We start from the raw sequence: 16,069 nt of genomic DNA on the forward strand, positions 1-16,069 counted from the left end.
GCTTATTACGAAGGTTATATCACCTTCAAAGCACATTGCGAGTATCACGACCTTTCAACATCGTTATAGCTTCACTTTTGATAGATTGGAGGCTGATATGACAATCTTTTGTGAATGGTTGGAGGAGGGGGTAAAAAAGCATCGCGACAGGCGACAGGTCAAATGGCACTTATCGGGCTGCCTGTATCCTACTTATCCCACTTGACTGTAATGTACGGAAATGCAAAATGTTTAGCATTCTTGCAACAAATTAAACTTAAACAAGTAGCTCTATTATTCGCGCATAGGCTGGTCTTGTAATAAAAATACCTATCATGAGTCCGATTATAGTTACAATTGCGAGACTCCTGAGTGTGCCAAGAGCCATAAATGCGAGTGCAAGCATTGCAACTATTGTTGTCGCTGCGGATGCGAAGATAATGCCATAAGCAAATGAGATTCGTTTATGATACATTGAGGAAGACCTGCCACCAGAAAGTACTTCATCGGTTATTATCACCATCTGGTCTACACCGGTACCAATTACGGCGATTATACCCGCGATGCTTGGCAAGTCCAGCTGCCATTTGCCCGCTGATAGTATAAAAACGGATATAACCAGTAATATTGCTACACCAACCGTCAGGTCTGTCACTGGATATTTCCACCATCTCAGCAGTGCCCCTATGAGTAACACCACCAGTAGAATACCCATCATGCCTATTGTTAGCCAATTCATCGTGGCTACTATCCCTAATATCAGGATTACCTCGCTGAGGAGTCCAAAGAACATCGGCAATATTATCCTCTTCTCGCGGTACCGAACGGCAACAACGAGTGTAACAGCGATAAGAGCAAGTAAACCCGCAATTAGAGCCCCTTTCTTGAATTTTATGCCCAGATACGCCGGCACCTCTCCTGAACCTATCACCTGCACATTCACCGGTAAAGCACCTGCTTTTAAGTGTATTATCAGCTCTCTCGCTCGCTTTAAACCCTCATCCCCACTCCCCGTCTCGGATATAAGGCTATATGCAGGCGCATTTCGCAGTTTTTCCGCAAGCTCTGGATGCAGTGGTCCACTGTAAACAACCACGTTGTCGAGCAGCATTACCAGTTCGTGGTTCTTTGGGTCATCAATAGCGCCATACTTTATAGCAGCATCCCTGAGTGCTGTGGCACCCTTGTCGGTCAATGTAAAGGGAGCACCCCAGGCTGCATTCTCGCTTTCACCCTTCCTCTGTGGGACCATGCTCACACTGCGTATTCCCTCGCTACCGTATACAACATGCTCGGTGATGTTCTCAATCTCGCTCAGGTGCTCTCCTACCTTTATCTCTCCGCCGGTTCCATTCGTCTGTATTCGTATCTCAAACTTACCTGGCTCGCCTACAAGCGACTCTGCGGTCTTTATATCAATACCCGCAAGGTCAATGACCAGCAAATTACTGCCTGCTGTTCTTACCGTTGTGCTTGCCAGACCCAGCATATTCAACTTCGTCTCTATTATCCGCCTGGTCTCATCACGTGTCTCCCGGGTCACTCCTTCCTCAAAATCCAGTTTGCCATCCGGCTTCTTCGCTATCGTGGCGTTGATGCCTTTCAAAGCATCCGCCAACTGCTCTATTGTAACGCACTTCCTTATCTCGTACTTTATTTCACCACGTGCAGTCCTGTAAGGTCTAACTTCGGTATCCAGCGCATCACTGAGGTATGATGCAACGCGGGTTTCGTTAACATCTTCAGGCGCCTCGATCCCAACTAAGGTACCATTTAACTTCAATTGCAATGAAGAGCCCCCCACCAGGTCTAATCCATACTGTAAGTTGCCATTCAATCCAGCATCAGCGGGTGGCGGTGGATAGACATAAATCCCAATAAACGCTGCTACAACGAACAATAACAGCGTTATCACTCTTATATCACTTAATACGCCCACGTTTCTCGCCATCTCTTTTACCTACCCTTCCTCAAGTTTAAAACAACGCTCATCCCCGCGTTCATCATCATAATCATGATAATCATTATGTTAGAATAAATATGTAAAGACATCATTATAAAAGTGGGGTGGGGTGCATCCCTAAAAGCAGACAGTAAGTTAGAACGAATTAAGAATTAAGAACTAAAAAACTAAAAAGAAAGAGGGTGCAACATATGAAAAGAAGGATATAAGGACCCGGAAAATGCCTTTAGTGGCAACGTAAGAGCATAAATAGATAAAGAGCAAGCAAGGATGGCAGAGCTTGAAAGGCTGGCTGTTGTGCAGTTATACGCGGAAAACGAGTTTTTTAAAAAAGCATTGACTGCATTGGAAGGCAAAAAACACAACAAGAAGAGAGAGAGGCTACATTCTGCCATAGGGTACCGCTCTCCCATATCCCATAGCCTTCGACGGCGGTGCGTGTGCGTGTATCTGCTGTGTTGAAAAACCCAAAAGAATTTAATTAGGTTAACTTAATCATACGATCATGATACCTTATTTGATAATTCTCCAACTAATTCCTGCATTTATTTTAATATTGTTTGGACTCGGCATGCAAAAGAAATTTCAACCATACTTAGACATGTTATTGATGATACTACCTGCAACTTTTTTTTATGGCGTGGCGATGAGTAATTTGCCAGCGGGGGTTCTTCAGGGGTATTTTTATCTTATAGCAAAAGCAGCTTTATTTCTCTTACCGGGGCTTGTGGTCATAAAATTGAGAAAGTATAGATTAAGCGACTTTGGTATAACCACAAACGGATTGAAATTAAGCCTTCTCCTTGGTTTTGGTATTCTAATAATTACATCAATCACCAATGCAATAATTTATTCCCTTAAAGGAACTATCTTCTTGCCCCCATTCCTGACATGGGGTATCCCGTTATTTTTCGATGCTTTTAATGAGGAATTCATGTTTAGAGGGATCTTTTTCCTTTTTGCACTAAAAAACACTAAAAATTTAGCACTTGCCTACGTCGTTTCAATGATTCTTGCATTTGCATGGCATCCAGAATTTACTATGTTTAGAATGATTCCTGTATTTGTTCAAGGTACGTTATTATGCTATCTTTTATACAAATCAGAAAACATCTTTGGTGCCTGGATAAGTCACGGTATTAATAGGACTTTAGCTTCTGTCCTGGCACAATTATTAACAAAGCTTTAAACATAGGTGGAGAAGAGGACAACTCTCAGGAAACATTAGGTGCAAGGAAAGGAAATGAAAATAGTGAGAAGAGAGGAAAAAAAATACCTTTCGAGGCGAAGAATGGCTCTGAGATAAGGGAGCTTTTGAAATCAGAGAGTGAAAGAATGAGTTTATGTGCTCCGCCTTATTCTGATGAGAATACAGTTATGGTATAATAAAATAAAAGAATAAAAGTTTGCTAAAAAATGCTTCTTAGTTCACCATTAAAGCGTTGCCAGAGAACCAGGAGTTTTTTTATTGTCTTTAGTCCGTATTTAACAGCCCGGGAAAATGCCTTCTCCTTCTTTTATACCTCCGCTCACTCATAAAAACGCTATGACATAACCATAATATCAATATCAGCACCCAGCCGGCGGATGTCATCAAAGAAAGAGGGATAGGAAACGCTTGCGCATTCCACATCCCTGATCACCGTCTCACCATGTGTACATAGACCCGCGAGCGTCAGTGCCATTGCTAACCTGTGGTCACCGTGCGAATGCACCTCCGCTGCTTTCAAATTTCCCCTGTCTATGCCCTCTATCAATAATCCATCCGCTTGCTCCTTTATCTTCACACCCAGCTTCCGCAATTCACCCGCAAGAATGCTCAATCTGTTAGTCTCTTTGTATCTTAGATGTGCAACACCTGTTATCGCAGTAGTACCTTCAGCAACAGCCGCCAGAACTGCTACTGTGGGTACCAGATCTGGATTCTCACTCATATCTATACTTATACCCTTCAATTCCCCTCCCCTTACCTCTACAACACCGCTACTTCTGTTCCAGTGCATATCCACACCCATATCGCTCATTATATCCACTATTCGGGAATCACCCTGTGCAGAGGGTAAAAGATTCTTGACTCTCAATTTGGAATCCGTAAGTACCGCGGCAGCCATGAGATAGGAAGCAGAGGAGAAATCACCGGGTACCGTAAATGTTCGCAAATCGTAGCTTTTACCTCCAGGTACATAGAACGTGAGATGTGAAGCTTCTACATCTACTTCTTCTACTTCTACTCTTATTCCCGCTTTTGCCAGTATCTCAAGTGTTATCCTTGTATAGGGCACGGATATAAGGTTTTTTGCTCTGATATGAGATTCTCGCTCCGCAACCGGGCAAGCAATGAGCAGTGCGGACACAAATTGTGAGCTAATAGAACCATCTATATCAGTATCACCCCCTTTCAGCTTACCTTTTATTACTATTGGCGCTGTACCATCCCCCTTTGTCGAGAATGCCTCTGCACCGAGTTCGTTCAGTGATGCCAGTAGTGGACCGTTTGGTCTCTTCCTCAACGATGCATCTCCGGTTATTACCGAAGCGCCCTCTTCGCAAAGAGCGGAGATCGCAGTGAAGAATCGAAGTGTGGTGCCCGAGTTCTGAGCGTTTATCACATCATCTGGTGTAGCAGGTCTACCTTCCACGCCTTCTATGGCTATCTTCTTACCCCCTCCTTCAAGTTCTATAACAGCACCCAGACATTTTGCAGCATTTATTGTCGCTTCAGTATCTTCAGAGAAAAGAGGGGCTATGAGCTCACTCCGCGTCCGTGTACCAAGTGATGCTATTGCGATCGCTCGATGCGTATAGCTCTTAGAAGGAGGGGCATCTATTTCGCCGCCTATCCGCGACCTTCGCACTGTCGCTTTCATACACTTCTTCTTTACAAAGAGAAAACCTGTAAAGGAAAAAACCTTGTTTCCTTGATCAAACTTTCTTTCTAAGAAAGTTTGTACGGAGTCGCTGGGATTTGAACCCAGGTCGTCAGGTCCGGAACCTGACAGGATATCCTCTACCCTACGACCCCCTCTTTTTATCAACTACTAAATGATTACTTATACATAGGAAAGAAGATAATAAACAATGGACTTGTGGATTTAAGATAAGGTTAAGGTGCGAAGAAGAGGGGTGATTCGCATAGCAGATATGTTAGATGCAGGGACTTTTAACGTTAAGGATGTTTTGGTGGAGATGAAGGACATCTCGGGCTCGATGGTTGATCTCGCATATTCCGCAGTTTTATACAGCAATCCGGAGATAGCAAAGGAGGTGTACAAGTTAGAGGAAAAAATGCACTCACTCCTGTATAAGATGCGAATTGCTATAATGCTCGGTGCGCGGAACATAGATGATGCGGTAGAATTTGCAGGGATACTACAGATAGCATCAGCGGCAGAGAAGATAGCCAGTGCGGCTGGCGACATAGCGAAGATAGCAGAATCGGTTGATATAACCCAGTATCTGGACAGGAGCGATTTCGAGGAGGCAGTGATAAATGTGAGGATAAAGCCCGCATCTGAATTGACAAATAAGACTCTTGAGAGGTTAAAGCTCGAGACTGAGACTGGTATGAGCGTATTAGCGATAAAGAGGGGTTCAAAATGGATATATCAGCCGCCCGGTAGCGAACGATTGAAGGAAGGAGACCTGATTATCATCTCAGGACCCACAGAGGGGATACCTGCATTCTGCAGACTGGCAACAGGAGAAGAGTACAAGGAGAAGAGAGAGGGTGAAGAAGGAGCGGAAGGGAAGGAAGAGAAGAAAGGAGAGCCAAAGCCCAGGAAGAGGATAACAGAAGAGATCGCGGATTTCATGGCAGATATGAAGAACCTCTCTGAGCTCACGGTTGGTCTGGCATATTCCGCGGTCATGTTCGAGAGTAAAGAGATTGCGGCAGAGGTGAAGGATTTAGAAGACTCAATGGACAGGATGAAGGATGAACTGGAGATACTGGTGATGAAAGCAGCGAGAGGAGTGACGAGTAAGACCAACTTTGAGGAGCTCAGGGGGATACTCCACGTGGCTATCTCCTCGGAGACGATATCTGATGCGGCATATGAGATTGCGGATGTGGTGCTTAGAGATATAAAGCTGCATCCAGTATTTTCAGCTTCTGTAAGGGAATCAGATGAGGTAATATTGAAGATGGAAGTGAGGAACAGGGCGATATTTGGCAATACGCTGCGAGATTTGAAGATAGAGACGCGAACCGGGATGTTTATACTGGCAATTCGCAGAGCAGATGGTAAATGGGTCTATAATCCAGGTGGCGATGCAGTACTGAAGGAGGGGGATTTGTTAATTATGCGAGGTCCAAGAGAGGGTGAGGATAAGGTGAGAGAGATATTTTTGGGCTCGGAACAGGAGCAGGAGCAATGGCTATAATAGACAGGACAGCATACAGGGCGAATGATATAAGGGGGATTGCCGATGAGAACAGTCCAGATTTCCAGCTCAGTGATGAGTTCTGCACTATTACTGGTCTGGCATACGTGGAGCTACTGCGAAGGCGGCGTAAAAAAGAGCCTGAAGAGCTGAGAGTTGTCATCGGTAAGGATGTCAGAACCAGCTCGAAGCGAATAAAAGAGGCATTTGCTGAAGCGATGGTGAGCAGGGGCGTTCACGTTATAGATATAGCACCCAAGGCTAAGGTAAGCTCCACACCACTGATGTATTTCGCTACCTGGCTGTTTAATGCCGACGGTGGTGTAGAGGTTACGGGCAGCCATCTTGATAAGGAATGGAACGGGTTCAAACTCTGCATCGGCTCAGAAAGCACTACCTCTGACCAGATAGACGAGATGTATAACATAGCTAAAGAGCTTGAAGCCGGAGTCAGTGGTGCAGGAGCAGGAGGTGGAGGTAAAGGTGAAGGTGAAATAGAGGATGTGGATGTCTTGAATGATTACCATCGTATGATACGTGCAAATATAATTTTGCGTGATAGATGGGAGGCACTGGCATTAAAGGCTATCGCAGGCAAGCTCAGATTGAAGGATGCAATATCAATAGCAGAGTCTGAGATAGAGAAGATGGAGGGGCAGGAGCACCGGACAAAGCCATTAGCTGGCTTAAAGGTCGTATACGATGCAGGGAATGGCACCACGGGCGTGATTGCTCCACCTATATTCCGCGACTTAGGTGCCGAGGTGATAGAACTTTATTGTGAGCCCGATGGTAATTTTCCGCATCATCTGCCAGATCCGACGATACCGCGCTATCTCGATGATTTACATACCGCGGTGGCGAGTAATAAGGCACACATCGGGCTTGCATCCGATTCCGATGGTGACCGTGCGGGTGCAGTATCGCCAGGCGGGCGGATGATAATAGGGGAACAGATTCTGGCTCTGTTATGCAAGCATATCCTGAAGGAGCATCCGAATGCAACGATCGTGTATGATACGAAATGCTCGGATGCTATAAAGGAGATAATCCTCGAGAATGGTGGTGTGCCGGTGGAGTGTAAGACTGGTTTCTCATTCATAAAATCGAAGATGGAAGCAGTATCTGCCGTTGCAGGTGGCGAGATGTCGGGGCATGTGTACTTCGAGAAGAATAATCGCGCTGACGATGCCGTATTTGCATTCTCCGAACTCTTACTCCTCACTGCTGTGGAGTTCCGGCTCTATCAAGATGTGAATATCATAGATAAGATGTTAGAGGACTTCCTGAGTAGATACGTGAATACACCAGAGATAAGACTGCCAGTAGTGAATGATGAAGAGAAGGAGCGGGTTTCTAATATCGTAGAGCAGCGGTATCGTGAGCTTGCAGCGGAGCAACCTGAGCGATACAGGAGGCGAACAGATGCTAAAGGTAATGACATAGACGGTGTGAAGATAGAGTTTCTGGAGTACGATGGCTGGGCACTCATCCGCCGCTCGAACACTTCTCCGGTTATTATACTCAGAATGGAAGCGAGGAGCGAGGAGGGCTTGAGGAAGATAGAGGAAGCGGTGATAAGCGAATTCCGCAAATTTGATACCGTGGACCTTGAGGCTGATGAGTATGTGCGGGGAATAGTGCGCAGATTGGATGCGGCATAATTGCATAATTATTATTAAATGAGACATCGCTCATCTATCTATCATGGCTGAAGAAGATGCGAAGGTCTTGATTGTGCTCACACCTTCGGAATCGAAGCGATTGATTGCAAAAGGGGTAAGGAAGCTGGAGGAGGTAGAGCGAGCACTGGAGCATGGAACCATTATAATAGGACTGGGGACCACAAACGCGTATGTAGCCGAAGAGCTCCTGAATGCACTGCAAGATAAAGATGAGGATGTGGCGAAGATAGAGAAGGAGAGGTTTGCTGCAGGTGTAATTACTGCCAGGGGCACCTGTATAGTACCTAAGGAGGAACGAGGTAAGGAACTTATCATAAGAGGAGGGAGGATAAGTGATGTACCGCTTGAAGAAGCCCTGGAGGAGTTAAGAGCAGATGATGTCTTCATAAAGGGTGCAAATGCAGTGGATGTAAATGGTACCGCGGGCATTCTCATGGCAAACCCTGTAGGTGGCACGGTAGGCTCTGCAATCGGAACGGTGATGGCGAGAGGTGTGAATTTCATCATCCCTGTGGGTATTGAGAAGACCATACCATATCCCATTACAGAGGCGGCGAAGCGGGTTGGAATAGGCAGGTTTTATAAGTCAGTAGGCAAGCCTGTGGGCTTGATGCCTGTATACGGTAAGGTGATAACAGAGATTGAGGCTTTGAAGATACTGGGTGCGAATAACGCATTTCCAATGAGTGCAGGGGGAGTGGATGGAGGAGAGGGCTCTGTTGTCATCTGTGCCGAGGGCAGTACAGAACAGATGGACAGATTGATGGAGATTATAACCCGGATAAAAGGGGAGCCGGCATTGAAACTGGTGGAATATGAATGAAGTAAGAGATGAACATGAAACTCAGTAATCGAAGATATACAGACGAACTTAGCGCTGCGAATAGCGGTGAGCAAGTATGCATAGCGGGATGGGTGCATGAGAAGAGAGACCTTGGTGGTGTATTCTTCCTTATAATCCGTGACCTCAGTGGTCTGGCGCAGGTCACATTGCACAGAGGTAATGTGGATGCTGAGCTGTTTAGAAGAGTGAAGAGAGTGCCACGAGAATCAGTGGTGGCGATAGAGGGTCGAGTGAAGAGGGAGGAGAAGGCACCTGCGGGTTATGAGATAATACCGGAGCGAATGGAAGTACTGAGCGAGGCGTCACCGATTTTACCGCTGGACACCACGGATAAAGTGGTTGCCGAACTGGACACGCGGCTGGATGCAAGGTTCATGGACCTCAGAAGAGAGCGAGTAAAGCATATCTTCATCGTCCGCAGTCGGGTACTCAAAGCGATGCGGGACTTCTTTGATGAACGAGGGTTTATAGAGATAAACACGCCGAAGATTGTGAGTGCGGCAACAGAGGGTGGCACTGCGCTCTTCCCTATTTCCTATTTTGAACGTGAGGCATTCTTGAACCAGAGCCCGCAGCTATATAAGCAGATGCTCATGGCTTCTGGTTTCGACCGCGTGTATGAGATTGCGCCGATATTCAGAGCCGAGGAGCATGATACAACCCGGCATTTGAACGAAGCCACATCTGCGGATATAGAAGTTGCATTTGCAACTGCGGAGGATGTGATGGCGATGTTAGAGGAACTCATCGCATTTGTATACGCCCGAATTGAGGATTATCCTGGTTTAAGCAGTCTGGGAGTGAAGCTGGAAGTGCCGGAGGTGCCATTCAAGCGTATAACATATGATGAGGCAATAGAACTGCTATCAGAAGCAGGAGAGCAGATAGAATGGGGAGAAGACCTGAGTACATCCGCTGAACAGATGCTGGGTAAGATGATAGGGGAGCATTATTTCATTACCGATTGGCCATCAGCGATAAAGCCCTTTTATGCTCAACCATCTTCACGCCGCAATGATATCTGCGATGCATTCGACCTGATGCACCCTCGACTGGAACTCGCTTCGGGTTCACAGCGTGTACATTCATATGAGTTACTCCAAAGTAAGATAGAATCAAAAGGATTGAGTGCTGATAGCTTTGAGTTTTATCTCGAAGCTTTCCGGTATGGTATGCCGCCACATGCAGGCTGGGGACTGGGCGTTGAGCGTCTGTTGATGAGCATGCTGGAGATAGGGAATATAAGGGAGGTGGTACTGTTTCCGAGGGATAGGAGAAGGCTTGTGCCTTAGTCGGGAAGGGCAAGACGGTGAGCGAAAAAGCAAAAAATTTATATGATGATAGTGCGAAGTGAAGAAGTGTGAGGAGTGTATGGCGAATATGGCAACGGAAGCTGAGGAGAAGGTAGCAGGAGTGGAGGCAGGAGTAGAAGTAGAGGCTGCAACCAGGCGAGTGATGACAGAGATAAAAGATAAGGTAGAAGGTGCGTTTCTGGGGAAGGTGGAGGAGCAGGAGGTAAAAGTGGCTCAGGAAGCATTAGTGATAGGTGGCGGAATAGCAGGTATGTATGCCGCACTGGATATAGCAGAGGCAGGTTTCACGGTGCATCTGGTTGAGAGGACACCTTCTATTGGCGGGCACATGGCACAACTTGATAAGACGTTCCCAACACTTGATTGTTCAGCATGCATCCTGACGCCGAGGATGGTGGATGTGGGTGCGCATCCGAACATAGATTTGATGAGCTATTCTGAAGTGATAGGAGTAGAAGGCTCGGTTGGGAATTTCAAAGTGAAGGTCTTGAAGAAGGCGAGGTATGTAGATGAGGATAAATGTACCGGATGCTCATCATGTGCCGATGCCTGTAGATTGAAGAACAGATTCCCAAACGAATTTGATCTGGGCTTGATGAAGAGAAGTGCGATTTACAGACCATATCCTTTTGCAATACCGGCGATATATACGGTGGATGGAGAGCACTGCTTAATGGTAAAGAAGGGCAAGTGTGGAAAGGCGACACTTGAGAGTACGCAGGAAGCGGTGAAGAAGAAAGAGAAGGGGGAGGAAGTGACGAAAGATGAGGCGCCACCGTGTGTGCTTGTGTGTGACGCGAATGCAATCAGGCACGATATGAAGGATGAGATAGTGGAGTTGACGGTAGGTGGTGTAATAATAGCAACGGGTTATGACGTTATAGACCCAACGGTCTCGCCGGAGTATAAGTATGGCGTGTATCCGAATGTGATACATGGACTGGAATTTGAGCGATTTTCGTCAGCCAGTGGACCAACGATGGGGAAGATGGAGATAAATGGCAAAGAGCCGAAGGATGCGGTTTTCATATCTTGCGTAGGTTCCAGGAACAAACAAACGGGATATGAGTATTGTTCGCGGGTATGCTGTATGTATTTAGCGAAGCAGGCGCACTTATTGAAGGAGAAGGTACCAGATTGTAACATAACAGTTCTGTATCAGGATGTGCGGGCATTTGGAAAAGGATTTGAGGAGTTTTATGGTAGAGTGAAGCATGAAGGTGTCAGTTATCGAAGGGGACTTGCCGCAGAGATATATCAAAAGCCGGGTAGTGACCGTGTGGTGGTGCGAGCGGAAGATACGATGCTGAGTGAGACATATGAGCTTGAGGCGGACCTCGTAGTGCTGGGTGTAGGATTAAAACCGAGTGAAGGCTCGGAGAAGCTGCTGGAGATGTTTGGTATATCACAAACTGCGGACCATTTTGCAAAAGAGGCGCATCCGAAGCTTAGACCTGTGGATACGGAAGTGGAAGGTGTCTTCGTAACAGGCTGTGCACAGGGTCCAAAGGATATCCCGGACAGCGTAGCGCAGGGCAAAGCGGCAGCAGCTGCTCTTCTATCGCTGCTCGCAGGCGGAAAGGCGAAGATAAGACCGTCAGTGCCAGAGATAGAGGAGGAGATGTGTATAGGCTGCAAAACACTGAAAGAGATGGCGGAGAAGATAGGGGCATAAAATAAATTGGGAATAAGAATAGGAGGCGAATGAGAGATGGGTGAAGAGGGAGAATATGAATATGATTACACGAAAGTGCCAATGCAGGGTTTTGTGAAGGGAGTAGCATACGATGCTCCGAAGGACGCACTGCGGATTGGCGTTTATGTCTGTCATTGCGGTATAAACATAAAGATGACAGTGGACGTGGAGGCGGTGATGAAGTATGCAGCGACATTACCGAACGTGGCATTAGCGCGGCATTATATATTCATGTGTTCGGACCCGGGACAGGATTTGATAAGGAAAGATTTAGCCGAGAACAGGGTGAACAGGGTGATAGTGGCATCGTGTTCACCGCGAATGCATGAACCTACATTCAGGAAGACCTGTTCTGATTCAGGGCTGAATCCATATTATTATGAGATGGCGAACATAAGGGAGCATTGCTCATGGCCTCATGCGGATTATCCAAAAGAAGCAACGGAGAAGGCGAAGGAGCTTGTGAGGAGTGCGGTAGCAAGATGCACATTACTGGAGCCACTGGAGGAGAAGGAGGTACCGGTCGCACCGGAAGTGCTGGTGATTGGGGGAGGCGTAACAGGGATGTATGCCGCACTGGATATAGTAAATGGAGGTTTCAAGGTGGACCTGGTGGAGAAGGCGCCGTCTATCGGTGGACATGTAGCACAGCTGAGCAGGACTTTTCCAACGCTTGAGCGCCCTACTTCTATTATCACACCGCGCATGATTGAAGTGGGTGCGCATCCAAATATAAATTTGATGACGAACTCAGAGGTCGAGGATATAGGTGGCTTTATTGGTAATTACACAGTGAAGGTAAGACGAAAGCCCAGATATGTGGATGTGGCTAAATGTACGGGCTGTGGTAAATGCGAGGAGGCTTGTCCGGTCAAAGATGTACCGAACGAATATAATGAAGGGTTGAGTGTTAGAACTGCCATTTATATGCCATTCCCCTTCGCGGTACCACCTGCGTATATCGTGGATGCAGAGCACTGTGCATTGTTGAAGGATGGGAAATGCGGTAACGCCACACTCGAGACGATAAAAGAGGGTAAGGAAGTACCGCCGTGCATGAGTGTATGCACGCCAGGCGCGATAGATTTCAGCGAAGAGGAGAGGATAGAGGAGTACACTGTGGGTACGATAATAGTGGCAACAGGCTATGACATAGTGGATCCGCATGTAGCAGCGGAATACAAGTATGGAGTGTATCCAAATGTGATAACGAGTCTGGAATTCGAGCGGTTGTCATCACCAAGCGGACCGACAGGCGGTAAGATAGAAATAAACGGAAAGAAGCCGAAGGAGGTTGTATTCATAAGCTGCGTGGGTTCGCGCAATAAGCAGGTGGGGAATGAGTACTGTTCGCGAATATGCTGCATGTATTTAGCGAAGCAAGCGCATTTAGTGAAGGAACAATTACCAGATGCGAATGTGACCGTATGTTATCAGGATGTGAGAGCGTTTGGCAAGGGTTTTGAGGAGTTTTACGGTGAGGTGAAGAAGGAAGGGGTGTTCTATCTAAGGGGGCTGCCGGCAGAGATATACAGGAAGCCGGGCAGTGACAGAGTAGTGGTCAGAGGCGAGAACACGCTGATAGGTGAGCCGTACGAAAAGGAAGCGGACCTCGTGGTGCTCGGTGTGGGCTTGGTACCGAATAAGGGAGTGGAGAGCGTGGTGGATATGCTCAAGCTCTCGAAGTCAACGGACAGGTTCTTGCTGGAAGCGCATCCGAAGCTCAGACCGGTGGATACGGCAACGGATGGAGTATTTATTGCGGGTTGCTGTGTGAGTCCAAAGGATATAACAGACAGCATAGCGCAGGGTAAGGCAGCAGCTTCTGGCTCGCTCGTATATTTAATAGAGGGTAAGGCGAAGATAGAGCCAGCGATATCGGAGATAAACGAGGAAATCTGCATAGGATGTCGGTGCTGTGAGCAGACATGCCCGTTTGGTGCGCTTGTATTCGATGAACTGAGACATGTAATGACGGTGAACGAAGCGGTCTGCAAGGGCTGTGGCGCGTGCAATTCGATATGCCCCTCAGGTGCTGCTACAATGAAGCACTACCGTGACAGGCAGGTATACGCACAGATAGATGCATTGACAGAGACGGCGATGCCGATGCCTGTTATGATGCATGAAGAAGGAGTAGCGGCGGAATCGGAGCCAGAAAGTGGGGAGCAGAGTGCAGAGTGAACGAACCCCCAAAAAAATCAAACAAAAAGTAAGAGTATAAGAGTAAGAGTAAGCGATATAAAAACTCCTTTTATTCTTCTTTTTTCTTTTGTTCTTTTCCTTTAACAGGTTTGAATTATACTCTCTTCCCGTATCTGCATTATTAGCCTGTGATGATACAAGAAGAACATAATAGAAAAGCTTAAATATTGAGAAACTGCTTACGTTTATAAGCAGTAGTGATATACAGATACAAGCACATGTAAAAAGCATATGTTTTTATATATAGAGGGTAACATAAAGAAGAAGCAGGGTAAAGGTGAGAGATGAAGGGGATGAAGAAGATGAAGAGAATAAAGAAGATGAAGATAGGAGAAGCGCATAATAGGGGGAAAGGCGTATTTGTAGCTATAACGGTAGCTATAGCTCTTGTATCGGTGATGTGTGGGGTGGTAATTTGTGCTGGAGATCCTGGTACACCTCCGCCACCGCATCCTACTAAGATCATGGTCACTGCGAATCAAACCTGTATTCCTGCTGATGGTGAAGCGGAGGCGCTAATAACAGCGCGCGCAGTGAATGATAGTGGCGTGCCCTGTAAGGATAACATTCTTGTATTTTTGATAGAGGGTCCATCCGATGCTGAGCTGCTTAACGTATCTACAGGAGGGCATAATTGGATTGATAATAGGATTGGTGTGTGGGATAAGACAGACAAAGATGGCTATGCGCATGCAATACTGAGAGCGGGAACGGAAAAGGGTACCGCGGTAATTCATGTTTATTATGATAAGGTAACAGCAGAGACAGAGGTAGTTATAGCGGACCATTGTGAAGGACAGGAGCTGGTAGTTACTGATATAGAGCCAAATCCTAATTGCGGGTTCTTATTCGCGAATGAGAGCAACTATATAAATGCAACAGTAAAGAATATCGGTACAGAGGATGCAGGTGCATTCAATGTCAGTTTTCAGGTGGGAGATAAAACCGAGGAAATCCATGTTCCGGGGCTGGCTGCTAACAGCAGTACTCAGGTAGCAGTTTTAGACCCTACGCTACGAGTAGCGGGGGTTAATGTTACGATAAAAGTGGAAGTGAATTGTAGTGATGAAGTTACAGAGATAGATAACACTAATAATGTAAAGGAAGTAACAGTGCAGGTGGTGAATAATGGGTATAAAGGTAAGCGATATACCGGCGGTGGCTCTGAGGCTGGGAATGGCAATATTGATATAACCACCATGCGGGAATATAGAGTTAGGGGCGGTTTTCTATATTCAACAGGAGATAGCCGCTATTTGAGTGGTTACAAACAACCATGGTACAATTATACGGTCAATTGGAGCACAGCGGATTTATCTATTCCTGGTGGTAAAGATGCGAAAGTAAAAGAGGCGAGACTGTATGTATATTACACATGGGATATGGTGCAGGGGATGCCTGACAATGTCAGTCTGAGATTTAACAATATCACGGTAGAGAGGGATGCATTTTATACAGATCGCAAGGGGTACGACGGCTATGACTATCCGTGTGGAATGCTCGCATATAATGTAACCGGCGAATTCAATAATAGCGGTAACACCGCAGTTCTTGAGAATCAGAATCCGGTTGCTGGTAATCCATCTATACGGGGTATGTTGCTTGTGGTAATATACGAGAGCGAGAGCGGGGATGGTAGTCCAGGGTGTAAGATATTTGTGAATGAAGGTTTTGACTTGCTTTACGGTGGCTCAGATAAGTGCACAACGCCCGAAGAAGCGACTGCTTATGCGCCGTTCACGAGGGCGATTGAAGATGCGGGTAATAGGAGTGCACGGTTGATAACAGTGGCGCCGGGCGCGGGTTATCCAGATCCGGGCGAGGGCGAGTTGATATTCAACGGGCATAAGTGGAGTGATGTGTGGAACGTTGCAGGCGACTCACAGATAGGCATTAATGAGTGTAATGTCACACCGTATCTAAATACGACGAATGTGGCTGCGTTCCAGAGCAGTGGCGATTACATGGAGGCGAGTAATGCGATACTGGTGGTGGGGGGTA

11 protein-coding genes and 1 tRNA gene are annotated in these 16,069 nt (G+C 46.6%); 9 read left to right on the forward strand and 3 right to left on the reverse strand.

From position 1 onward, the window contains the following. A partial coding sequence (locus J7J01_00130; GenBank protein ID MCD6209302.1) for a hypothetical protein occupies positions 1-205 on the forward strand: 205 nt, incomplete at its 5' end. Between the two features lie 51 nt (positions 206-256). On the opposite strand, the gene J7J01_00135 is transcribed toward J7J01_00130, so the two are convergent. After that, positions 257-1,930, reverse strand: coding sequence for a hypothetical protein (locus J7J01_00135; protein ID MCD6209303.1), 1,674 nt, complete (start codon positions 1,928-1,930; stop codon positions 257-259). Between the two features lie 622 nt (positions 1,931-2,552). Here J7J01_00135 and J7J01_00140 point away from each other — a divergent pair. Further along, positions 2,553-3,131, forward strand: coding sequence for a CPBP family intramembrane metalloprotease (locus J7J01_00140; GenBank protein MCD6209304.1), 579 nt, complete (start codon positions 2,553-2,555; stop codon positions 3,129-3,131). A 355-nt stretch (positions 3,132-3,486) separates the two neighbouring features. Here the strand turns inward: J7J01_00140 and aroA are convergent, their stop codons facing one another. Together aroA and J7J01_00150 are read right to left on the reverse strand one after the other, a co-directional pair. After that, entirely contained in the window at positions 3,487-4,809 is a 1,323-nt protein-coding gene (gene aroA, locus J7J01_00145) for a 3-phosphoshikimate 1-carboxyvinyltransferase (GenBank protein ID MCD6209305.1), read from the reverse strand. A gap of 83 nt (positions 4,810-4,892) precedes the next feature. Then, positions 4,893-4,964: transfer RNA gene (locus tag J7J01_00150), tRNA-Arg, on the reverse strand. Positions 4,965-5,050: 86 nt separating this feature from the next. Between J7J01_00150 and J7J01_00155 the strand changes: the two genes are divergently transcribed. The 7 genes from J7J01_00155 to J7J01_00185 all read left to right on the forward strand — a co-directional run. Continuing rightward, entirely contained in the window at positions 5,051-6,325 is a 1,275-nt protein-coding gene (locus J7J01_00155) for a hypothetical protein (GenBank protein MCD6209306.1), read from the forward strand. Beyond that, positions 6,316-7,989: a phosphomannomutase/phosphoglucomutase gene (locus J7J01_00160; GenBank protein ID MCD6209307.1), complete on the forward strand. Its 1,674-nt coding sequence runs from the start codon at positions 6,316-6,318 to the stop codon at positions 7,987-7,989. The genes J7J01_00155 and J7J01_00160 overlap by 10 nt, the downstream gene beginning before the upstream one ends. 43 nt (positions 7,990-8,032) lie before the next feature. Beyond that, positions 8,033-8,833, forward strand: coding sequence for a hypothetical protein (locus tag J7J01_00165; protein MCD6209308.1), 801 nt, complete (start codon positions 8,033-8,035; stop codon positions 8,831-8,833). A gap of 8 nt (positions 8,834-8,841) precedes the next feature. Next, positions 8,842-10,146: an aspartate--tRNA(Asn) ligase gene (gene aspS, locus J7J01_00170; GenBank protein MCD6209309.1), complete on the forward strand. Its 1,305-nt coding sequence runs from the start codon at positions 8,842-8,844 to the stop codon at positions 10,144-10,146. 58 nt (positions 10,147-10,204) lie between these two features. Further along, positions 10,205-11,842 (forward strand): CoB--CoM heterodisulfide reductase iron-sulfur subunit A family protein, encoded by a 1,638-nt coding sequence (locus J7J01_00175; protein ID MCD6209310.1) that lies wholly within the window; start codon positions 10,205-10,207, stop codon positions 11,840-11,842. A gap of 36 nt (positions 11,843-11,878) precedes the next feature. Beyond that, a complete protein-coding gene (locus J7J01_00180; protein MCD6209311.1) occupies positions 11,879-14,047 on the forward strand; it encodes a CoB--CoM heterodisulfide reductase iron-sulfur subunit A family protein in 2,169 nt (722 codons plus the stop codon). A 314-nt stretch (positions 14,048-14,361) separates the two neighbouring features. Further along, positions 14,362-16,069, forward strand: a 1,708-nt coding sequence (locus tag J7J01_00185; protein ID MCD6209312.1) for a DUF3344 domain-containing protein, incomplete at its 3' end; no start/stop codon positions are given.

It is taken from the genome of Methanophagales archaeon (genome assembly GCA_021159465.1).
Classification (GTDB): Archaea; Halobacteriota; Syntropharchaeia; order Alkanophagales; family Methanospirareceae; genus G60ANME1.